Source organism: Herbaspirillum sp. BH-1 (genome assembly GCF_002870055.1).
GTDB classification, from domain to species: Bacteria; Pseudomonadota; Gammaproteobacteria; order Burkholderiales; family Burkholderiaceae_D; genus Herbaspirillum; species Herbaspirillum frisingense.
Map to the genome: position 1 here is coordinate 12,634 of NZ_PKOI01000004.1, position 19,981 is coordinate 32,614.

The following is a 19,981-nucleotide window of genomic DNA, read 5'->3' on the forward strand; positions in this document are numbered from 1 at the left end:
GGGGAATGGCCTGAAATCAGCCGGGCCGGCCTAGACGCCGCGCCACCAGGCCGCGACGTGTCCCCAGAATCCCTTGGGGCCGTCTTCGAAGAGCCAGGGTTTCTCGCGTTTCAATTTGTCCATCATGTCCTGCTCGGCCTTTTCGGAGACATTGCCGAAGGCCCGTCCCAGCTTCAGCAGAGTGCGCATGGCCCCCAGCTTTTCGCGCGCCACCATGCCGGAGGCGTGTTCGATGGCGATGTGGGTTTCGCGCAATTCCTGCACCATGGCCGCCGCCAGCAGTGCGGCCGGCGTGCGCAGGCGCTCCTGCACCACCGAGATGCTGGTGGCCGAGGCCTTGATCTGCGCGGCCAGCACATCAATCTGGGTTTCGTCGCCCTTGGCCTGCTTGATGATGGCACTGGCCCAGGCGCGCGAGGCATTGACCAGGTCATCGGTGGTCCAGTCGTGGCGCACCGCGATCCAGAAGCCGTAATTCGCAGCCTGTTCGATCAGGATCTGCACCACATCCGGAAATTCCTTGTCCATCGCCCGTCTTGCCCAGGCGTACTGGCCCGACAGCATCAGGTGCTGTACCGCTTCTTCGGTGAGGAAATTGGTGTTCTCCGAAACCTTGGCCAACAGATAACTATCGAAGGACGGCTTGACGAAGCCCGAATCGATCTTGGTCGAGAGCCGCACGAAGTTGTGATAATCCCGCTCCAGCGAGTCGTAGATCTCGTCTTTGAGGATGAGTTTGATCTGTTTCATGCTGCTTCCCCTCGGACCGGGTCCGATGTTGTTATTCCGGCAAAATGAGCGCGATCGCTGCCGGAGTGAGAGTGATGGCAAGTGCCAACAATGATGCTGCCAGGAAAACTGTTATCGGCTCATCTACGCCGAAACTTTACCGTGCCTGCGTTATGTATTGGGGCTTCTTCCGCCGCCCCTAGTAACTGCGCAGGCCGTAGCGCTGCCGGGTCTCCGCATCCGGCAGCAATTGCTCGCGATAGAGCGCCCACGCCGGGTCTGCCTGGATCGTCGCGCTGCTTTTGCAAGCCTGGCATAGCCGGGCCTGCAGGCTGGTGGCAATGCTCTCCAGTCCGTTCGGATCGATCACATAGAAATACGATTGCTGCTGGCCCTGGCTGAACGTGGTGCCGGCGTAGAGGCTGCGGGTTTTCCTGGCGATGGCAGCGGCGATGTCATCCGACAGGGATTCCAGCCGGTCCTGGTCGGCCACGGCCGGCAGGCCATCGGCCGTGGCCTGGGCGTAGTTCACGCGGGTCACCAGCACATAGGGAAAACCGGAGAGCGGAAACGCCCGGCGCAGGCCCATGTCCAGCTTGATCGTGTAGGCCAGCCCGGCGCGCTGGGTCTGGTAGGTCCACCATTCGGCGTCCTGCTCCTGCGCCGTGGCTTGCCCTGCAAGCAGCGCGAGCAGACCCGGGACCAGCAAGGCGAAGACGCGTCGCAGCGGCAACATCAGCTCGCCAGCAGGGCCAGCAACGCCAGCAAGGCGGGCAGGCCCTGGATATAGAGGATAGAGCGCTTGGCGGTCAGGCCGCCGTAGATGCCGGCCACCAGCACGCAGATCACGAAGAAGAACTGTACGGGCCGCTCACCGGTCGCCAGGCTCCAGAACAGCCCGGCCGCGAGGAAGCCGTTATACAAGCCCTGGTTGGCCGCCAGCACGCGCGTCGCCTCGGCGGCCTGCTTCGATTGGCGGAAGGTCTTCAGTCCCAGCGGCTTGGTCCACAGGAACATCTCCAGGATCAGGATCCAGACATGCTCGATGGCGACCAGCAGCAGGAGGGCAGTGGCGAGGGTGTGCAAGGTTTCTCCCTTGTTATCGTTATCACAAATCAGGATTCAGGATGCGTGCCGAGGATCATGCCTCAAACCGTGCCGCCCGCCAATGCCGTCCGGCCTGCCGTCTTACTTCGCCTGCAGGAATTTCTCGGCCAGCCTCACCCAGTAGGTGGCGCCGATGGGCAGCAGGTCATCGTTGAAGTCATAGCTGGGGTTGTGCAGGTTGCACGGGCCCAGTCCATGACCATGATCGCGGTGACCGCCGTCGCCATTGCCCAGGAACACATAGCAGCCCGGCTTGTGCTGCAGCATGAAGGCGAAATCCTCGGCCCCCATGGTCGGTTCGGTATGGGCATCGACATGGTCGGCGCCGAACTGTTCGGTCAGCACCTCGACGGCGAACGCGGTCTCGGCGGCGTGGTTGATCAGCGGTGGATAGTTGCGGTTGAAGCGGAAATCGACGGTGGCATCGAAGGCCGCGGCGGTGTGCTCGGCGATCTCCTGCATGCGGCGTTCGATCAGGTCCAGCACGGGCAGGCTGAAGGTGCGCACGGTGCCGACCATCATCGCCTCGTCGGGGATGACGTTGGTGGCGCTGCCGGTATGGATCTGGGTGATGGAGACCACCGCCGGATCATTGGGGTTGATGTTGCGCGCCACGATGGTCTGCCAGGCCTGGGCGATCTGCACCGCCGTCATCACCGGATCGACCGCCTTGTGCGGTTGCGCCGCATGCGAGCCCTTGCCCTTGACGGTGACATGGAACTCGTTGCTGGAGGCCATCTGCGCACCCGGCGTCACACCGAAATGACCGGCCGGGATGCCGGGCCAGTTGTGCATGCCGAAGACGGCGTCCATCGGGTATTTCTCGAACAGGCCATCCTGGATCATGCGCTCGGCGCCGCGTCCGCCTTCTTCGGCGGGCTGGAAGATGACATACACCGTGCCATCGAAATTGCGATGTTGCGAGAGGTAGTAGGCCGCGCCCAGCAGCATGGCGGTATGGCCGTCGTGGCCGCAGGCGTGCATCTTGCCCTCGTGGCGGGAGGCGTGGGCGAAGGTATTGATCTCGGGCATGGGCAGGGCGTCCATGTCGGCGCGCAAACCGATGGCGCGCGGGCTGTCGCCGTTCTTGATGATGCCGACCACGCCGGTCACGCCCAGGCCTCGTACTACCGGGATGCCCCATTCGGTCAGCTTCTGCGCGACCACATCGGCGGTGCGGACCTCTTCATAGGCGAGTTCGGGGTGGGCGTGGATGTCGCGGCGGATCTTCTGCAGTTCGGCCTGGAACTGGACGATGGGGTCGATGAGTTTCATGGTCTGACTTGGTCTGGGACAGTGTGTGGAGGTGGTGCTGAAGCCGCCTATCTTACCGTGCCTTGCGTCGGGCCACCGTTCGCGCAATTTTGTTCAATACAGGAATCTTCGTCCTGCCTAGCATGCGCCTCTTTCAAGACCGCCCATTGCGGCGAGGAGGGGTACTCATGTTTTGGTCCGAATTCCTGTTGCTGGCCGGCGCACATCTGCTGGCCCTGGCCAGTCCCGGTCCGGATTTCCTGTTGCTGGCACGCAGCGGCCTGCGTCATGGACGCGCGTACGGGCTGGCCGTGAGCCTGGGCATCACGCTGGCCAATGGGCTCTATATCGCGCTGGCCATCGGCGGCTGGAGCGTGCTGCAGGACATTCCGGTACTGCTGGTCGCGTTGCAGTGGCTGGCCAGCGGCTACCTGGCCTGGCTGGGATGGATGTTCATACGCGCCAGCCGGGCGCCCACCGACTTGCCGGACATGGTGGCGATTGCGCATGCGCAGCGCGTATCACCCCTGCTCGGCATGGGCGCGGGCTTCCTGTCGGCACTATTGAATCCCAAGAATGGCCTGTTCTACTTCGGCCTTTTCACCGTGATCGTGGAGGCGCACACCGGACTGGGCCGCAAGCTGTTCTATGGGGTGTGGCTGGCGTGTGCGGTGCTGGCCTGGGATGCAGCGCTGGTCTGCCTGATCGCGCGGGAAAAGGTAGTGGTCGCGCTGGGCCGGGCGATGCCGTTGATCGAGCGCAGCGCCGGCCTGCTGCTGCTGGTGGCCGCCGTGGCCCTGGCGGCCGGGCGCCTGCGCTGATGTCCTCAGGGCCTAGCGTATTGCAGGGGCGTGACGGCCACACGGGATTTGAAGACGCGATGGAAATGGCTCTGGTCGGCAAAGCCGGTGTCGTAGGCGGCATCGGCCGCACTCGCCCCCTGACGCAGCAGCACGCGCGCCTGGCGGATCTTCATGTCCAGTTGCAGTGCATGGGGCGTCATGCCGAAGCGGCGGTTGAACTGGCGGATCAACTGGTACCGGCTGGTGCCGGCAATGGTGGCCAGGGTGTCGAGCGTGATGCGTTCACGGCAATGTGCCTGCAGGAAATCATGCGCGGCCTGCAGGCCGTCGCTGCCTTGCGTGGCCATCGTGAGGGGGCTGGCGCAGGTTTCTGCGCATAGCTGCATGAGTTCGTGCAGGCAGGTGATGATGTCGGCCTGCAGGTCGGCGTGCAGGTCGACTTGGTGGGCGTCCAGGGCCGCCGTCATGCGGTCGAGCAATTGGACCGCCGAGGCAGAGCGCAGCACCTGAGAATCCATCCTCTGGAGCAGCCCGCGGGTGCTCGGGGTTTCATCGAGCAGCCTGGCCAGCCAGTGCACGTCGAGGTGGAACATGCGATAGCTCCAGCGCTGCAGCTCGGCCGGATTGCAGCTATGCACATCACCGGCCCTGACCAGTACGACATCACCGGGGACGATGGCCATGCTCCGGCCCGCCACGGAAAAGACGCTCTGGCCGCCATCGACGATGCCGATGGAAAAGCTGTCATGCGTATGCGGGGCATAGCAGGACAGGCTACCGGTGGCGCGCCGGCCTTCGAGGAAGGGCAGTTCGGGCGTGTGCCAGAAGTGTTGGAGAGGCGTCATGACAGGGTTGGCGAGAGTCGCGGTGGGCCATTTTAAGATAAAGTATCCGCTTCGCCGTCCTGCCCGTTTTCCCGCGCCTTTGCTGCTGTCCTGCCGGTGTGCGGCGCATGGTACGTCTTCCATCCCGTTTTTCCGGTTTTCATCCCTGTTTCCTTGCTCCGCTTGCCATGACCACCTCGATCGTCCGCGCCGCTTGTCCTCATGATTGCCCCGATACCTGTGCCTTGCTGGTGACCGTCAAGGACGGCGTCGCCACCGAGGTGCGTGGCGACCCGGATCACCCGCCCACCTCCGGCGTGCTCTGCACCAAGGTTTCACGCTATACCGAGCGCACCTATCACCCCGACCGCCTGCTCTATCCCATGCGCCGGGTGGGCAAGAAGGGCGAGGGCCGGTTCGAGCGCATCAGCTGGGACGAGGCGATTGCGACCATCGCCCAACGCCTGGGGCAGATTGCCTTGCGCGATCCCCAGGCCATCCTGCCCTACAGCTATGCCGGTACGATGGGGCAGGTGCAGGGTGAATCGATGGCCGGGCGATTCTTCAATCGCCTGGGGGCTTCGCAACTGGAGCGCACCATCTGCGCCTCGGCCGGCGGCGCCGGTTATCGCTACACCATCGGAGCGCGCATCGGTACCGATCTGGAGCAGGTCGACAATGCCCGGCTGATCCTGATCTGGGGTGGCAATCCGATCGCCTCCAACCTGCATTTCTGGACCCGGGTGCAGGCCGCCAAGCGGAATGGTGCACGCCTGATCGCCATCGATCCCTATCGCTCGCTCACAGCCGAAAAGTGCCACCAGCATATTGCCCTGTTGCCGGGTACCGATGCGGCCCTGGCGCTGGGCATGATGCATGTGCTGATTGCCGAGGACCTGCTCGACCACGACTACATCACCCGTCACACGCTGGGCTTCGATCAGCTGAAAGAGCGCGTGGCGGAATGGACGCCGGCCCGTACCGCCGAGGTCTGCGGCATCAAGGCCGAAGAAGTGCTGGCGCTGGGGCGTGAGTACGGCCGCGTGGCGTTGGCCGGCGAAGGCGTTTTCATCCGCGCCAACTATGGCTTGCAGCGCGTGCGCGGCGGCGGCATGGCGGCACGCAACGTGGCCTGCCTGCCAGCTTTGGTGGGGGCCTGGCGTCACGCCGCCGGTGGCATCCAGCTGTCGGTGTCGGACAGCTTCCCCAAGGATGCGGTGGCGCTGAGTCGGCCCGACCTGGCCGCGCGTCATGGCGCTCCGGCCCGCGTCATCAACATGAGTACCATCGGCGATGATCTCCTGAAGCCGGCGTCGCCAGGGTTCGGGCCCCAGGTGGAGGCGGTGATCGTCTACAACTCCAACCCGGTGGCGGTGGCCCCGGAGTCGGCCAAGGTGGCGCAGGGCTTCGCCCGCGAGGACCTGTTTACCGTGGTGCTGGAGCACTTCCAGACCGATACCGCCGACTACGCCGATATCCTCTTGCCGGCCACCACCCAGCTGGAACACATCGACGTCCATGCCTCCTACGGGCACGTCTACATGCTGGCCAACAATGCGGCCATTGCGCCCATGGGCGAGGCCAAGCCCAATACCGAGATCTTCCGCCTGCTCGCTGCGGCCATGGGGTTCACCGAGCACTGCTTCCGTGACAGCGATGACCAGTTGGCGGCGGTGGCCTTCCGGCGCGATGACCCGCGCAGCGGCGGCTACGACTGGCAGGTGCTCAAGGAAAAGGGCTGGCAGCGTCTGGACATGCCGGTCGCGCCGTTTGCCGAAGGCGGGTTTGCCACGCCCTCGGGCAAGTGCGAATTCTATTCGGCGCAGATGAAGGCGGCCGGTCTCGATCCGCTGCCGGCCTACATCGCGCCCTACGAGTCGGTGGCCAGCAACCCGGAACTGGCTGCCCGCTATCCGCTGGCGATGATTTCGCCGCCGGCGCGCAATTTCCTCAACTCGTCCTTCGTCAACGTGCAGAGCCTGCGCGATACCGAGGGCGAGCCGCATCTGGACATGCACCCGCAGGACGCCGCTGCCCGTGGCATCACGCAAGGCGATACGGTGCGCGTGTTCAACGATCGCGGCAGCATGCAGGCGCGCGTGCGTGTGACGGAAAAGGCACGCCCGGGTCTGGTGGTGGGGCTGTCGATCTGGTGGAAGAAGTTTGCCGCCGATGGCAAGAACGCCAACGAGGTGACCAGCCAGCGCCTGACCGACATGGGTAACGCGCCCACCTTCTACGACGTGCTGGTGCAGGTGGAAAAACTGCAGCAGCCGGTTGTGGCGCACTGAGTCCTTGCATCATGCTGCGCAGGGGCATGCTGGTGCTGGCGCTGGGCGGATTGCTGGGCTTGGGCGCGTGTTCATCGGTGTCCTATTACGCCCAGGCCGCGCATGGCCAGTTCTCCCTGCTGGCGCAGGCCCGGCCGCTGGATGACTGGCTCGCCGATCCCGCCACCCAGCCGGTGCTCAAGGCCAAGCTGCAGACGGTGCAAGAGATTCGCCGCTTTGCGGTGGTCGAGCTGGGCTTGCCCGATAACGGCAGTTACCGCAGCTATGCCCAGCTGGACCGTCCTTTCGTGTTGTGGAACGTGGTGGCCGCGCCCGAACTCTCGCTCAAGGCCAGGCAGTGGTGCTTTCCCATTGCCGGTTGCGTGGACTATCGCGGCTATTACAGCCAGCAGGCGGCCCAGGACTACGCCGCCGCGCTGCAGCGGGAAGGCTATGACGTCCAGGTGGCGGGGGTGCCGGCCTATTCCACACTGGGCTGGTTCGATGATCCGGTCATCTCCACCTTCATCCAGTATCCCGACGGTGAACTGGCGCGGCTGATCTTCCATGAACTGGCGCACCAGACTGTCTACGCCCGCGACGATACGCCCTTCAATGAAGGTTTCGCGGTAGCGGTCGAGGAACTGGGGCTGGAACGCTGGCTGGCGGCGCGCCACGACTCTGCCCTGACCGAGGCGTATCAGCGCTATGCGCAGCGCAAGCGGGAATTCCTGGCGCTGCTGGACAAGTACCGCGCCCAACTGAAGGACAACTACGACAGCGATGCCAGCGACGCCGTGAAGCGCGAGCGCAAGGCCGCCATCTTCGCCGCCTTGCGCGCCGAATACGCGACGATCAAGAGCACACGCTGGAACGGCTATGCCGGCTACGACCGCTGGTTCGCCATGCCCTTGTCGAACGCGCATCTGGCCCTGGTCGGCGCTTATCACGACATGGTGCCGGCTTTCCGGCGGCTGTTCGAAAACAGTCGAGGTTTTCCTGATTTCTATGACAAGGTCCGGCGACTGGCGCGCATGGACAAGCCCGCCCGGCACGCCGCGCTGGGCGATGCGCCCTTGACCACGGGCAAGGCGGCGCCAGAAACATTTCCCACCGACACCATTGGGCAGCCCAAACGGAATGCGGGCGGGTATCATCCCGGGTGATTTGGCCGGTCCGCCCAGGCGCGGCCTTCATCATTACCCGGCGCGAAGTACCCCCGAACGGAGGGCATTTCACAAAAATTCACCTAATTCGGGCGCAAAGTGCTTGCCCCGCGGTCGAATGCTGGATAGCATCTGCGTTAAATAAAAAAACACTCGTGCTTTTTTGCTGTGCGCGCCAAGTGGTCGCAACATGACACCGCCCAGCCCCAGCGCACGTTATGACCGGAGACAGAGGACACACTATGGAAAGATTCTGGCTTGCATCCTATCCTGCAGGCGTTCCCGCGGACATCGACCCCGGCCGTTACGGCTCGTTGGTACAGATGATCGATGAAGCCTTCACCAGGCACGCCGACCGCAATGCCTACGTCTGCATGGGCAAGTACCTGCGTTACAGCGAACTGGATGCCATGTCGCGCGCACTGGGCGGCTGGCTGCAGGGACTGGGGCTGCAGAAGGGCGCCCGGGTGGCGATCATGATGCCCAATGTGCTGCAGTATCCGATTGCCATCGCGGCGATCCTGCGGGCCGGTTATACCGTGGTCAATGTCAATCCGCTCTATACCGCGCGCGAGCTGGAACATCAGTTGAAGGATTCGGGCGCCGAAGCCATCTTCGTACTGGAAAACTTTGCCTGCACGCTGCAGAAGGTGGTCGCCAATACCAGCATCAAGCATATCGTGGTGGCCAGCATGGGCGAGCTGCTGGGCACGCTCAAGGGTGCCATCGTCAACCTGGTGGTGCGCCATGTGAAGAAGCTGGTGCCGGCCTGGTCGCTGCCCAACGCCATCAGCTTCAGCCGTGCCTTGTCGCAAGCGCAGGGCAAGCAGCTGCGGCCGGTCAGCCTGACGCCTGACGACGTCGCCTTCCTGCAATACACCGGTGGCACCACCGGCGTGGCCAAGGGCGCCGTACTGACCCACCGCAATCTGGTGGCCAACGTGCTGCAGGCCGAGGAATGGCTGACCCCGGCGCTCAAGGCCGGCAAGCCCATCGACCAGTTGGTGTTCGTCTGTGCCTTGCCGCTGTATCACATCTTTGCGCTGACTGTCTGCAACATGCTTGGCACACGCGAAGGTGCGCTCAACCTGCTGATTCCCAACCCGCGTGATATCCCCGGCTTCGTCAAGGAGCTGGCCAAGTACAAGGTCAATACCTTCCCGGCCGTCAATACGCTCTACAACGCACTGCTCAACAATGCCGATTTCGCCAAGCTCGACTTTTCCGGTTACCGCTGCTGCGTGGGCGGCGGTATGGCCGTGCAGCAAAGCGTGGCCGACAAGTGGAAGAAGCTGACCGGCTGCCCCATCATCGAGGGCTACGGCCTGTCGGAGACCTCGCCGATTGCCAGCGCCAATCCCTGCACCATCGAAGAATACACCGGCACCATCGGTCTGCCGTTGCCTTCGACCGAGATCGCCATCCTCGACGACGATGGGAATCCTGTGCCGCTCGGCCAGCCGGGCGAGATCGCCATCCGGGGTCCGCAAGTGATGCCGGGTTACTGGCAGCGCCCCGACGAGACGGCCAAGGTCATGACGCCGGACGGTTTCTTCAAGACCGGCGATATCGGGATCATGGATGCCCTGGGCTACACCCGTATCGTCGACCGCAAGAAGGACATGATCCTGGTCTCCGGTTTCAACGTCTATCCCAACGAGATCGAAGGCGTGGTGGCGCAGCATCCGGGCGTGCTGGAATGCGCCTGCGTGGGCGTGCCGGACGAACATACCGGCGAGGCGGTCAAGCTCTTCGTGGTGCGCAAGGACAAGTCGCTCACCAGCGAGCAATTGATGGCCTACTGCAAGGAGCAGTTCACCGGCTACAAGAAGCCCAAGTACATCGAGTTCCGTGATGAGCTGCCCAAGACCAACGTCGGCAAGATCCTGCGTCGCGAGTTGCGCGACGAGCCGGCCAAGGCACAGCAGAAACGGGCTGCCTGAGCGGATGTAAATCGTAGCGCTCCAATGAAAAATCGCTGCCGGATCACGCCGGCAGCGATTTTTTTTTCGGGCGGGAAAGATCAGTCCGGCACGGGCGTGATCACCGGCTTGCCACTGAAATGCGCCTGCAGGTTGTTGAAGGCCAGATCGGCCATGGCGGTGCGTGTGACCAGTGTGCCGCTGGCCATGTGCGGTGTCAGCACCACGTTCTCCTGGGCGGCCAGTTCGGCAGGGATATTGGGCTCGTTCTCGAACACATCCAGACCGGCACCGGCGATGGTGCCGGCCTTGAGCGCGGCGATCAGAGCGGTTTCATCCACCACCGAGCCGCGTGCCACGTTGATCAGGAAACCCTTGGGACCGAGCGCTTCCAGCACGTCTGCATTGACCAGTGCACGGGTACCGGCGCCGCCGGGGGTGATCATCACCAGGAAATCGACCGCCGCCGCCAGCGACTTGATGTCGCCGAAGTAGGTGTAGGGAACGTCCTTGCGCGAGCGATTGTGATACGCGATCTCCATGTCGAAGCCGGCGGCGCGGCGGGCGATGGCTTCGCCGATGCGACCCAGCCCGACGATGCCCAGCCGGGCGCCGCTGACCTTGGTGGTGAAGGGGAAGGGGCCGTTCTTCCATTCGCCACTGCGGGCGAAGCGGTCGGCGCGCACCACGTTGCGTGCCACGGCCAGCATCAGTGCGATGGCCATGTCGGCCACGTCATCGGTCAGTACGTCGGGGGTGTGGGTGACATGGATGCCGCGCTCGCGGGCCGCCGGCACATCCACGCCGTCGTAGCCGACGCCGAACACCGAGACGATTTCCAGCGCCGGAAAGCGCGCCATGAATTCCCGCCCGACCTTGGCTTCGCCATTGGCGGCGATGCCGCGCACCTGCGGGGCGATGACGGCGAGCTGGTCGTCGCTGAGCTGGTCCAGCACGAGGTTGTGGCAAGTGAAATTGTTCTGCAGCAGATCCAGCAGATGCTGCGGCAGGCGGGCGACGATCAGAATGGTAGGGCGTTCGTTGGAAGTCATGGTCACTGGAGAGGAAGCGATGATGGAGTCGTTACGATACGGTCTATCGATACGTCACGGGCTGAAATCTTTTCAAGCCCGCAACGGAATCTGCGGCTACAGCGCCGGGCTGAGGCTGCCCTGGCCGGCCGGGTCCAGCGGCGGCAAGGGGCGCGGTTTGCGGCTCTCATCGGTGGCCACATAGGTCAGCGTGGCTTCGGTGACCTTGACGATCTCGGTCTGCAGCCGGTTGCGCTCGGCATAGACTTCGACATTGACGGTGATGGAGGTATTGCCGACCTTGACGATGTCGGCATAGAAGGACAGCAGGTCTCCCACGAAGACCGGATTCTTGAACAGGAAGGAATTGACCGCGATGGTCGCCACCCGGCCATTGGCACGGCGCGTGGCCGGCAGCGATCCGGCGATGTCCACCTGGGCCATGATCCAGCCACCGAAGACGTCGCCATAGACGTTGGCGTCGGACGGCATGGGCATGACCCGCAGTTGCGGCGCCTTGCCGGGCGGGAGTTGGGGGACGGTATGGGACATGATGACTCCTTGGAGAGGGGAAGCCCCGGCGCGCTCGCGGGATGGCTCTTATAATCGGGGTTTGCGGTGTTGCGGGTTTGTGTCGAAACCGACAAGGCTCCTAGTGTATCGGATGTCGGTCTTTTGTTGCGCCGCCTCCGAAGACGGCTCTGCGCCGCCTGCCGCCATCTCCCTATTTCCAGGTCCGTCCCCATGCGTCGTTATCCCAATTCTTCCACCTCACCTCAAGCACCGATCAAGCGCCAGCGTGGCGACTGGGATGTGGTCAAGACCCTGCTGCCCTACCTGTGGACCTACAAGTGGCGGGTGATGCTGGCGCTGGCCTTCCTGGTCGGCGCCAAGCTGGCCAACGTCGGCGTGCCGCTCGTGCTCAAGAAACTGGTCGATGCCATGACCATCACCGCCTCCCATCCGCAGGCGCTGCTGGTGTTGCCGCTGGGCCTGTTGGTGGCCTATGGCGCGCTGCGACTGGCGACGGCGCTCTTTACCGAACTGCGGGAGCTGATGTTCGCCCGCGTCACGCAACGGGCGGTGCGCACCATTGCATTGCAGGTCTTCCGTCACCTGCATGCCCTGTCGCTGCGCTTCCACCTCAATCGCCAGACTGGCGGCATGACGCGTGACATCGAGCGCGGTACCCGTGGCGTCTCCACGCTGGTGTCGTACACGCTCTTTTCCATCCTTCCCACCATCATCGAGATCGTGCTGGTGCTGGCCTACCTGGTCACCCATTACGACATCTGGTTCTCGCTCATCACGGCCGGTGCGCTGGTGCTCTATATTCTGTTCACCATCACCGTGACCGAGTGGCGCACGCACTTCCGCCGTACCATGAACGAACTCGATTCGAACGCCAATACGCGTGCCATCGATTCGCTGCTCAACTACGAGACGGTCAAGTATTTCGGCAACGAGGAATTCGAGGCGCGCCGCTACGATGAAGGCCTGCAGCGCTACGAGCGGGCCGCCGTGAAATCGCAGAGTTCGCTGTCGCTGCTCAATACCGGACAGTCGGCCATCATCGCCATCGCGGTGACACTGATCCTGTGGCGCGCCACCGCCGGCGTGATCGATGGCAGCATGACCCTGGGCGACATGGTGCTGGTCAATGCCTTCATGATCCAGCTCTACATCCCGCTGAACTTCCTGGGTGTGCTCTATCGCGAGATCAAGCAGAGCATGGCCGACATGGAGCGCCTGTTCTCGCTGCTGGAAGAAAATCGCGAAGTGGCTGACCGCCCCGGTGCACAGCCCCTGCGTACGCAGGGCGCGGAGCTACATTTCGAACACGTCGATTTCAGCTACGAGCGCAATCGCCAGATCCTTTTTGATGTCGATTTCAAGGTCCAGGCCGGTACCACCACCGCCGTGGTTGGCCACAGTGGTTCGGGCAAGTCGACCTTGTCGCGGCTGCTGTATCGCTTCTATGACGTCGACCATGGCGCCATCCGCATCGATGGGCAAGACCTGCGCAATGTCACGCAAGCCTCGCTGCGCCAGGCCATCGGCATCGTGCCGCAGGATACTGTGCTGTTCAACGACACCATCGAATACAACATCGCCTATGGCAAGCCCGGCGCCACGCGCGAGCAGATCGTGGCGGCGGCCAAGGCGGCCTATATCCACGACTTCATCGAGTCGCTGCCCGACGGTTATGCCAGCATGGTGGGCGAGCGCGGCCTGAAGCTGTCCGGCGGTGAGAAGCAGCGCGTGGCCATCGCCCGCACCCTGCTGAAAGATCCGGCCATCCTGATCTTCGATGAAGCGACGTCGGCCCTGGATTCGCGTGCCGAACAGGCGATCCAGCAACAGCTCGAAGAGATCGCACGCGAACGCACCACACTGGTCATCGCGCACCGGCTTTCCACCATCGTCAATGCGCAGCAGATCCTGGTGATGGACCATGGCCGCATCGTCGAGCGCGGTACCCATGCGGGCCTGCTGATGGCCGATGGTCTCTATGCGCAGATGTGGCTGCGCCAGCAGGCCGGTGGTGATGACGACAGTGCCTCGGTCGCACCGCCCGAGGACGACGACGCGGTGCTGATCGAGCCCGATGCCGAACCCAGCGTATTGAAGCCGGCCGAACAGCGCTAGTACAGGCGAATCGACGCTGCTTGCGCCGGCACGGGTGCAGCGGCACAATTCGCCATTCGACCTAGAACGGGAAGTGGGCGGGCAATGGAAAGCAAATGGCTTGAGGATTTCGTCTCCCTGGCGGAAACGCGCAGTTTCAGTCGCTCGGCCGAGTTGCGGCATGTGACGCAACCGGCTTTTTCGCGACGCATCCAGTCGCTGGAGGCCTGGCTGGGTACCGACCTGATCGACCGTACTTCCTATCCCACCCGCCTGACGCCGGCCGGTGAGGTGTTCTACGAGCAGGCCGTGGCCATGCTGGGCCAGATCAACAATACCCGGGCGCTGCTGCGCGGCAAGCGCCCCACCGCCCAGACCACCATCGACTTCGCCGTTCCGCATACGCTCTCGCTGACCTACATGCCGAAGTGGCTCAGCTCGCTGGAGTCCGGCTTCGGCTCCATCAATACCCGCCTGATCGCCCTGAATGTGCACGATGCCGTGATGACCATCGTCGAAGGCGGCTGTGACCTGCTGCTGTGCTATCACCATCCGCGCCAGCCGGTGCAGCTCGATGCCAGCCGCTACGACATGCTGACCATGGGGACCGAGACCATGCGGCCCTACTCGCGTTGTGACCGGCAGGGCCGGCCCGACTACCTCTTCCCCGGCAGCGCCAAGGCGCCGCTGCCGTTTCTTTCCTACACCAGCAACGCCTATCTGGGGCGCATGGTGGAACTGATGATGGCCGACACCAAGCGGCCGCTGCACCTGGCCAAGCACTACGAGACCGACATGTCGGAAAGCCTGAAGATGATGGCGCTGGAAGGCCATGGGGTGGCCTTCCTGCCGGAGTCCTCGGTGGTCCGGGAAGTGCGTAATCGGCAGCTGGCGCGTACCGATGGTCCGACCGGCGAGTGGGAGGTGGAGATGGAAATCCGCCTCTACCGCGAACGTCCTACCCCGCAACGCACCGGCAAGGCGCTGGTGGCGCGCCTGTGGGAGTATCTGGTCGACCTGGATGCGCAGCGGCAGGGAAAGCTGGAGCGCGATGAGCGCCAGAAGGTGGCAGCAGGCAAATCTGCGCGCGCCGCGGAAAAACGCGAATCCTGAGCCGGAAATGCCTGGGGTGATCGCCGCAATCGCGCTTTCATCAAGGGTTACAGAAGGTTATGCACGTCTTGCATAATTGCATGCTCACAAAGCATTAGCCTTGTTTTGGCCGGCTGGCTACGATGGCGGCGCTGAATCGGACCGGCACGAATTTCCAGTAGACGCAGGAGGCGTCGTGCTGGCAGGACGTGCTCCGTCCCGGCCCCTGCAGACGCCTGTGGCGCTGCTTGCAGGCTGGCGCCGACGGAGTAACATGCCCTGGCGAACTTCGGAATTCGGAAGCCTTTTGTCCTGACCCGCACGGAACTCAAAGGAGCGATTGCATCATGTCGAACGTACCTAATCACGAAGTGCCTTCCTATCTCGTCCCGCACGGCATCGGTCCGTGGGGCGTCTACCTCGAGCAGATCGACCGTGTCACGCCCTACCTGGGTTCGCTGGCACGCTGGGTGGAAACCCTGAAGCGCCCCAAGCGCATCTTGGTGGTGGACGTACCCATCGAGCGCGACGACGGCACCATCGCCCACTTCGAAGGTTATCGCGTGCAGCACAACACCTCGCGCGGCCCCGGCAAGGGCGGCGTGCGTTTCCACCAGGACGTGACGCTCTCCGAAGTGATGGCGCTGTCGGCCTGGATGACGGTCAAGAATGCCGCCGTGAACGTGCCTTATGGTGGTGCCAAGGGCGGTATCCGCGTCGATCCCAAGACCCTTTCCCGTGGTGAACTGCAGCGCGTCACGCGTCGCTACACCAGCGAGATCGGCATCATCATCGGCCCCAACAAGGACATCCCGGCGCCCGACGTCAACACCGATTCGCAGATCATGGCCTGGATGATGGATACCTATTCCATGAACCAGGGCAGCACCTCCTCGGGTGTGGTCACCGGCAAGCCGATCTCGCTGGGCGGCAGCCTGGGGCGCCATGAAGCGACCGGTCGCGGTGTGTTCGTGGTGGGTTGCGAAGCGGCTGCCAAGCGCGGCATGGACATCAAGGATGCCAAGGTCGCGGTGCAAGGTTTCGGTAACGTCGGCGGCATCGCTGCACGTCTGTTTGCCGAGGCCGGCTCCAAGGTGGTGGCCGTGCAGGATCACGTGACCACGGTGTTCAATGCCGGTGGCCTGGACGTCCCGGCGCTGCAGGCCTATGTCGCCAAGAACGGCAGCGTGAAGGGCTTCGAAGGTGCAGACGAGATTGCCGATCGCGCCCAATTCTGGTCGGTCGACTGCGACATTCTGGTGCCTGCTGCACTGGAACAGCAAATCACCGAGGCCAATGCCAATCACATCAAGGCCAAGATCATCCTGGAAGGCGCCAATGGCCCGACCACCCCGGCCGCCGATGACATCCTGCGCGACAAGGGCGTGCTGATCGTGCCGGACGTGATTGCCAACGCCGGTGGCGTGACCGTGAGTTACTTCGAATGGGTGCAGGACTTCTCCAGCTTCTTCTGGACCGAAGACGAGATCAACCTGCGCCTGACCCGCATCATGCGCGAAGCCTTTGCCGCGGTCTGGCAACTGGCCGAAGAAAAGAACGTGTCGCTGCGTACCGCGGCCTTCATCGTGGCATGTACTCGCGTTCTGCAGGCCCGTGAAATGCGTGGTCTGTACCCGTAATGCGATAAAAGAACAGTCCGGGAAACCGGACCTGGGCGGCCCAAGACGACGCATCGAAGATCGTCGGCCGCATGAGCTCAGCTCTAGGAGGAGACGTGGTGGCTGTGCGTACGCGCACCGCAGGCCAGCCAGCCTTGCGGCGCAGGATCATCATCGACCAACCCGGCATTTCCATGCCGGGCGCTGCTGCATGTGCGCTCCCGGTTTGCGCCTGCGATGTCAACCTGATTGCGGTGGCGTCGCATCGTTCGCATTGCTCTCCCGCCTCTGCCTCCCTCCCGCTTTTCCCCTCTCTCCCCGAACGACTTCATCGCCCTGCAAGGCGCTCCCGTACTGGTGTTGCGCCGGTCATGGGCAAACTGTGCCTGCGTGCTTCAGGGCTCGACGACCGCGTTCCCGCGCACCGTGCAGAGGCATTCACGGATCTTATTTCTGGCATGGATATTGCTGACAGGAACACTGTCGCTGCCGTGACGCCAAGCGCGCCATATTGCAGTTTCCGGCGCGTTCCCGGGGATGTCAGCGCAGCTGCTGGTCGAGAACTGCCTCATCAGGGATGTTGCGTATTGCCTGACCCGGTGGCATATGTCGTACAATGCGCCCGCCGCCTGTTGCGCACGGGTAATTTGTCTGCAGCGGGTCCACCGTGGGGGTGGTCTTCGAAAGAAGGCGCCAGGTGTGGATCAAACAATGCTGGCAAAGATCCTTGTTAGCACACAGAATAGGCAGCACGGCAGAGAACAATAACAGGCTCGTCAATACGGCCGGCCAGCCCGGTTCCGGGCGCCGCGCAAGCGGTTTCGGAATGGGGCTTTTGATACACTACGTAAAAAATTTTTCCAGGAGGTCACACAATGAAGTTATTGAAGCTAGCAGGGGTTTTGGTTGGGGCAAGCGTGCTGATGAGCTCGGTGCATGCCGAGGAATTCACTGGCCGTCTGAAGAAGATCAAGGACTCCGGCACCCTGACGCTGGGCGTGCGCGATTCGTCGATTCCTTTCTCGTATCTGGATGACAAACAGTCCTATCAAGGCTACTCGATCGACCTGTGCCTGAAGGCAGCCACCGCGATCCAGAAGAAGCTGGGTCTGACTTCGCTGAACATCAAGATGGTTCCGGTGACCTCGGCCACCCGTATCCCCCTGATCGCCAACGGCACCACCGACATCTCCTGCGACTCCGCGACCAACAACCAGGAACGCTGGAACCAGGTGGCCTTCTCGGTGACCGAGTTCGTGACCGCCAACAAGTTCCTGTCCAAGAAGTCGGCCAATCTGAAGACCCTGGATGATCTGAAGGGCAAGACCGTGGTCTCGACCTCCGGCACCTCCAACCTGAAGCAGATCACCGCGCTGAACGCCGAACGCAACCTGGGCATGAACATCCTGGCTGCCAAGGACCACGCCGAAGCCTTCCTGATGGTGGAAACCGGCCGTGCCGCCGCCTTCGTGATGGATGACATCCTGCTGTCCTCGCTGGCTGCCAACTCCAAGGCTCCTGCCGACTACCAGGTCTCTTCTGAAGCCCTGTCGGTCGAGCCGTATGGCCTGATCCTGCCGAAGGGTGACAACGACTTCAAGAAGGTCGTTGACGACGCCCTGACCGTGGTCTACAAGGGTGACGACATCAAGAAGATCTACGCGAAGTGGTTCCAGTCGCCGATCCCTCCCAAGGGTGTCAACCTGAACGTGCCGATGAGCCCGCAATTGCAGACCGTGCTGGCCAAGCCGACCGACTCCTACGATCCGGCCGCCTACGCTGTGGTGCCGGAAGCGCAGAAGAACCTGGGCAAGAAGAAGTAATCGGCGCATTTCCTGGTGCAATCTGACGAAACGGGGGCCTGTCCCCCGTTTTGTTTAGCCGGTGTCAAAGCGCTTGCCGCCGGGCAAGGGCTTTTTCCACGTCACCGGCCCTGACCCTACAAGATGCGGTGCGGCATTTGCCTGGTGACCGCGCCCGACAGATAAAACGACTCGACACAGACTCGAACCACAGACGAGGCCATTTATGCACTACAACTGGAACTGGGGAATCTTCTGGGAGATGTCTCCCGATGGCATCCCCTACATCGATACGCTGCTGGCCGGCCTGAAATGGACCCTGGCCACCGCTGCCTGCGCCTGGATCATGGCACTGGTCCTGGGCACCATCTTCGGTACCTTGCGTACCACCACCAAACCATGGGTCGTGCGCATCGCCAACGGCTATGTGGAACTGTTCCGCAACATTCCGCTGCTGGTACAGATGTTCCTGTGGTACTTCGTGATGCCGGAACTGCTGCCCGGTGCCCTCGGCGACTGGATCAAGAGCCTGCCGGACGCGTCCTTCGTGACCGCGACCCTGGCCCTGGGTTTCTTCACTTCCTCGCGTGTGGCTGTGCAGGTCACCACCGGTATCCAGGCATTGCCGCGCGGCCAGCGCATGGCAGGTGCGGCACTGGGCCTGACCCCGGTGCAGACCTATCGTTACGTGCTGCTGCCGATGGCCTTCCGCATCATCATCCCGGCGCTGACCAACGAGTTTGCCGCGATCATCAAGAACAGCTCGGTGGCGCTGACCATCGGCCTGGTCGAACTGACTGCCGCGACCTACTCGATGCGTGAGTTCACCTTCCAGACCTTCGAGGCCCTGACCGGTGCCACCATCATCTACCTGATCATTTCCGTCATCGCCCTGTTCATGGCGCGCCTGCTGGAAAAGGTCACCGCCGTCCCGGGTTACATCACCGGCGGCAGCACCAGCGCAGGAGGGCATTGATCCATGTTCAGCAATTTCGATTTCGACGTCATCCAGCGCTCCTGGGTCTATCTCTTTACGACCGGCCTGAAGTTCACCCTGATCCTGACCTTCTCGGCCATGCTGGGCGGCATCATCCTGGGTACGCTGCTGGCGATGATGCGCCTGTCGTCGAACAAGCCGCTGTCGTTCATCGCGACCACCTACGTCAACCTGATCCGCTCCATTCCGCTGGTGCTGGTGATCTTCTGGTTCTACTTCCTGGTGCCCTTCATCGGCGCCTGGATCATCGGTGCCTCCGAGCCTATCCAGGTCGGTGCGTTCCAGTCGGCCCTGATCACCTTCATCCTGTTCGAAGCGGCCTACTACTGCGAGATCATGCGTTCGGGCATCCAGTCCATTCCGCGTGGCCAGGTGTTCGCCGGTTACGCCATCGGCATGAACTACTGGCAGATGATGGGCAACGTGGTGCTGCCGCAGGCCTTCCGCAACATGACCCCGATCCTCCTGACCCAGACCATCGTGCTGTTCCAGGACGTGTCGCTGGTGTACGTGTTGGGTTCGGTGCCGGACTTCGTCACCAGCGCTTCCAAGATCGCCCAGCGTGACGGTCGTCTGGTGGAAATGTACCTGTTCGTGGCCGTGGTCTACTTCGTGCTCAGCTTCGGTCTGTCGACCCTGGTCAAGCGCTTCCAGAAGAAGATCGCCATCATCCGCTAAAGCCTATGACGGCCGCCGCCCAGGGAGGCTGGCGGCCCAGTGAATTCAGAAATCCAGGA

17 protein-coding genes are annotated in these 19,981 nt (G+C 62.9%); 10 read left to right on the forward strand and 7 right to left on the reverse strand.

From position 1 onward, the window contains the following. Nucleotides 1–30 precede the first annotated feature (30 nt). The 4 genes from HBH1_RS06845 to HBH1_RS06860 form a co-directional block, all read right to left on the reverse strand. Nucleotides 31–750: a DUF4088 family protein gene (locus tag HBH1_RS06845; protein WP_006461942.1), complete on the reverse strand. Its 720-nt coding sequence runs from the start codon at nt 748–750 to the stop codon at nt 31–33. Between the two features lie 178 nt (nt 751–928). Then, entirely contained in the window at nt 929–1,465 is a 537-nt protein-coding gene (locus HBH1_RS06850; RefSeq protein WP_102662123.1) for a DUF695 domain-containing protein, read from the reverse strand. Further along, the gene (locus HBH1_RS06855; RefSeq protein WP_006461944.1) at nt 1,465–1,815 is read right to left on the reverse strand and encodes a DUF1304 domain-containing protein; all 351 of its coding nucleotides are present in this window, start codon (nt 1,813–1,815) and stop codon (nt 1,465–1,467) included. Before HBH1_RS06855 ends, HBH1_RS06850 begins: the two co-directional genes overlap by 1 nt. Before the next feature lie 102 nt (nt 1,816–1,917). Then, entirely contained in the window at nt 1,918–3,111 is a 1,194-nt protein-coding gene (locus HBH1_RS06860) for a M20 aminoacylase family protein (protein ID WP_102662124.1), read from the reverse strand. Between the two features lie 167 nt (nt 3,112–3,278). Here HBH1_RS06860 and HBH1_RS06865 point away from each other — a divergent pair, with 167 nt between their 5' ends. Further along, nucleotides 3,279–3,911, forward strand: a complete 633-nt coding sequence (locus HBH1_RS06865) for a LysE family translocator (protein WP_102662125.1) — start codon at nt 3,279–3,281, stop codon at nt 3,909–3,911. A gap of 5 nt (nt 3,912–3,916) precedes the next feature. On the opposite strand, the gene HBH1_RS06870 is transcribed toward HBH1_RS06865, so the two are convergent. Beyond that, the gene (locus tag HBH1_RS06870; protein ID WP_102662126.1) at nt 3,917–4,738 is read right to left on the reverse strand and encodes an AraC family transcriptional regulator; all 822 of its coding nucleotides are present in this window, start codon (nt 4,736–4,738) and stop codon (nt 3,917–3,919) included. A gap of 167 nt (nt 4,739–4,905) precedes the next feature. Between HBH1_RS06870 and HBH1_RS06875 the strand changes: the two genes are divergently transcribed. The 3 genes from HBH1_RS06875 to HBH1_RS06885 all read left to right on the forward strand — a co-directional run bounded on the left by HBH1_RS06875 (nt 4,906) and on the right by HBH1_RS06885 (nt 10,096). Beyond that, nucleotides 4,906–7,008: a molybdopterin-containing oxidoreductase family protein gene (locus HBH1_RS06875; RefSeq protein WP_102662127.1), complete on the forward strand. Its 2,103-nt coding sequence runs from the start codon at nt 4,906–4,908 to the stop codon at nt 7,006–7,008. A gap of 11 nt (nt 7,009–7,019) precedes the next feature. Then, nucleotides 7,020–8,153 carry an aminopeptidase gene (locus tag HBH1_RS06880; protein ID WP_102662128.1) on the forward strand — a complete coding sequence of 378 codons (1,134 nt, stop codon included), beginning with the start codon at nt 7,020–7,022 and terminating at the stop codon, nt 8,151–8,153. Nucleotides 8,154–8,395: 242 nt separating this feature from the next. Continuing rightward, nucleotides 8,396–10,096: a long-chain-fatty-acid--CoA ligase gene (locus tag HBH1_RS06885; protein ID WP_102662129.1), complete on the forward strand. Its 1,701-nt coding sequence runs from the start codon at nt 8,396–8,398 to the stop codon at nt 10,094–10,096. An 80-nt stretch (nt 10,097–10,176) separates the two neighbouring features. On the opposite strand, the gene HBH1_RS06890 is transcribed toward HBH1_RS06885, so the two are convergent. Both HBH1_RS06890 and HBH1_RS06895 read right to left on the reverse strand, forming a co-directional pair. Then, nucleotides 10,177–11,127: a 2-hydroxyacid dehydrogenase gene (locus tag HBH1_RS06890; protein ID WP_102662130.1), complete on the reverse strand. Its 951-nt coding sequence runs from the start codon at nt 11,125–11,127 to the stop codon at nt 10,177–10,179. Between the two features lie 96 nt (nt 11,128–11,223). After that, nucleotides 11,224–11,658 carry an acyl-CoA thioesterase gene (locus HBH1_RS06895; protein ID WP_006461956.1) on the reverse strand — a complete coding sequence of 145 codons (435 nt, stop codon included), beginning with the start codon at nt 11,656–11,658 and terminating at the stop codon, nt 11,224–11,226. A 192-nt stretch (nt 11,659–11,850) separates the two neighbouring features. On the opposite strand from HBH1_RS06895, the gene HBH1_RS06900 reads away from it, so the two are divergent. From HBH1_RS06900 to HBH1_RS06925, 6 genes are all read left to right on the forward strand, one after another. Continuing rightward, on the forward strand, nt 11,851–13,755 hold the full coding sequence (locus tag HBH1_RS06900) for an ABCB family ABC transporter ATP-binding protein/permease (protein WP_102662131.1): 1,905 nt from the start codon (nt 11,851–11,853) through the stop codon (nt 13,753–13,755). An 84-nt stretch (nt 13,756–13,839) separates the two neighbouring features. Then, nucleotides 13,840–14,847, forward strand: coding sequence for a LysR family transcriptional regulator (locus HBH1_RS06905; protein WP_102662132.1), 1,008 nt, complete (start codon nt 13,840–13,842; stop codon nt 14,845–14,847). A 326-nt stretch (nt 14,848–15,173) separates the two neighbouring features. Continuing rightward, complete coding sequence (locus tag HBH1_RS06910; protein WP_006461959.1) at nt 15,174–16,466, forward strand: Glu/Leu/Phe/Val family dehydrogenase; 1,293 nt, start codon at nt 15,174–15,176, stop codon at nt 16,464–16,466. 854 nt (nt 16,467–17,320) lie between these two features. Continuing rightward, complete coding sequence (locus HBH1_RS06915; RefSeq protein WP_102662133.1) at nt 17,321–18,268, forward strand: amino acid ABC transporter substrate-binding protein; 948 nt, start codon at nt 17,321–17,323, stop codon at nt 18,266–18,268. A gap of 205 nt (nt 18,269–18,473) precedes the next feature. Then, the gene (locus tag HBH1_RS06920) at nt 18,474–19,223 is read left to right on the forward strand and encodes an amino acid ABC transporter permease (RefSeq protein WP_102662134.1); all 750 of its coding nucleotides are present in this window, start codon (nt 18,474–18,476) and stop codon (nt 19,221–19,223) included. Nucleotides 19,224–19,226: 3 nt separating this feature from the next. Beyond that, a complete protein-coding gene (locus HBH1_RS06925; RefSeq protein ID WP_006461962.1) occupies nt 19,227–19,922 on the forward strand; it encodes an amino acid ABC transporter permease in 696 nt (231 codons plus the stop codon). The last annotated feature ends 59 nt before the right edge of the window (nt 19,923–19,981 follow it).

Excerpts from the sequence above, each read along its gene's own strand:
- HBH1_RS06845 (WP_006461942.1), bottom strand. The coding sequence starts at position 750 with ATGAAACAGATCAAACTCATCCTCAAAGACGAGATCTACGACTCGCTG.
- HBH1_RS06850 (WP_102662123.1), bottom strand. The coding sequence starts at position 1,465 with ATGTTGCCGCTGCGACGCGTCTTCGCCTTGCTGGTCCCGGGTCTGCTC.
- HBH1_RS06860 (WP_102662124.1), bottom strand. The coding sequence starts at position 3,111 with ATGAAACTCATCGACCCCATCGTCCAGTTCCAGGCCGAACTGCAGAAG.
- HBH1_RS06865 (WP_102662125.1), top strand. The coding sequence starts at position 3,279 with ATGTTTTGGTCCGAATTCCTGTTGCTGGCCGGCGCACATCTGCTGGCC.
- HBH1_RS06870 (WP_102662126.1), bottom strand. The coding sequence starts at position 4,738 with ATGACGCCTCTCCAACACTTCTGGCACACGCCCGAACTGCCCTTCCTC.
- HBH1_RS06875 (WP_102662127.1), top strand. The coding sequence starts at position 4,906 with ATGACCACCTCGATCGTCCGCGCCGCTTGTCCTCATGATTGCCCCGAT.
- HBH1_RS06880 (WP_102662128.1), top strand. The coding sequence starts at position 7,020 with ATGCTGCGCAGGGGCATGCTGGTGCTGGCGCTGGGCGGATTGCTGGGC.
- HBH1_RS06885 (WP_102662129.1), top strand. The coding sequence starts at position 8,396 with ATGGAAAGATTCTGGCTTGCATCCTATCCTGCAGGCGTTCCCGCGGAC.
- HBH1_RS06890 (WP_102662130.1), bottom strand. The coding sequence starts at position 11,127 with ATGACTTCCAACGAACGCCCTACCATTCTGATCGTCGCCCGCCTGCCG.
- HBH1_RS06895 (WP_006461956.1), bottom strand. The coding sequence starts at position 11,658 with ATGTCCCATACCGTCCCCCAACTCCCGCCCGGCAAGGCGCCGCAACTG.
- HBH1_RS06900 (WP_102662131.1), top strand. The coding sequence starts at position 11,851 with ATGCGTCGTTATCCCAATTCTTCCACCTCACCTCAAGCACCGATCAAG.
- HBH1_RS06905 (WP_102662132.1), top strand. The coding sequence starts at position 13,840 with ATGGAAAGCAAATGGCTTGAGGATTTCGTCTCCCTGGCGGAAACGCGC.
- HBH1_RS06910 (WP_006461959.1), top strand. The coding sequence starts at position 15,174 with ATGTCGAACGTACCTAATCACGAAGTGCCTTCCTATCTCGTCCCGCAC.
- HBH1_RS06915 (WP_102662133.1), top strand. The coding sequence starts at position 17,321 with ATGAAGTTATTGAAGCTAGCAGGGGTTTTGGTTGGGGCAAGCGTGCTG.
- HBH1_RS06920 (WP_102662134.1), top strand. The coding sequence starts at position 18,474 with ATGCACTACAACTGGAACTGGGGAATCTTCTGGGAGATGTCTCCCGAT.
- HBH1_RS06925 (WP_006461962.1), top strand. The coding sequence starts at position 19,227 with ATGTTCAGCAATTTCGATTTCGACGTCATCCAGCGCTCCTGGGTCTAT.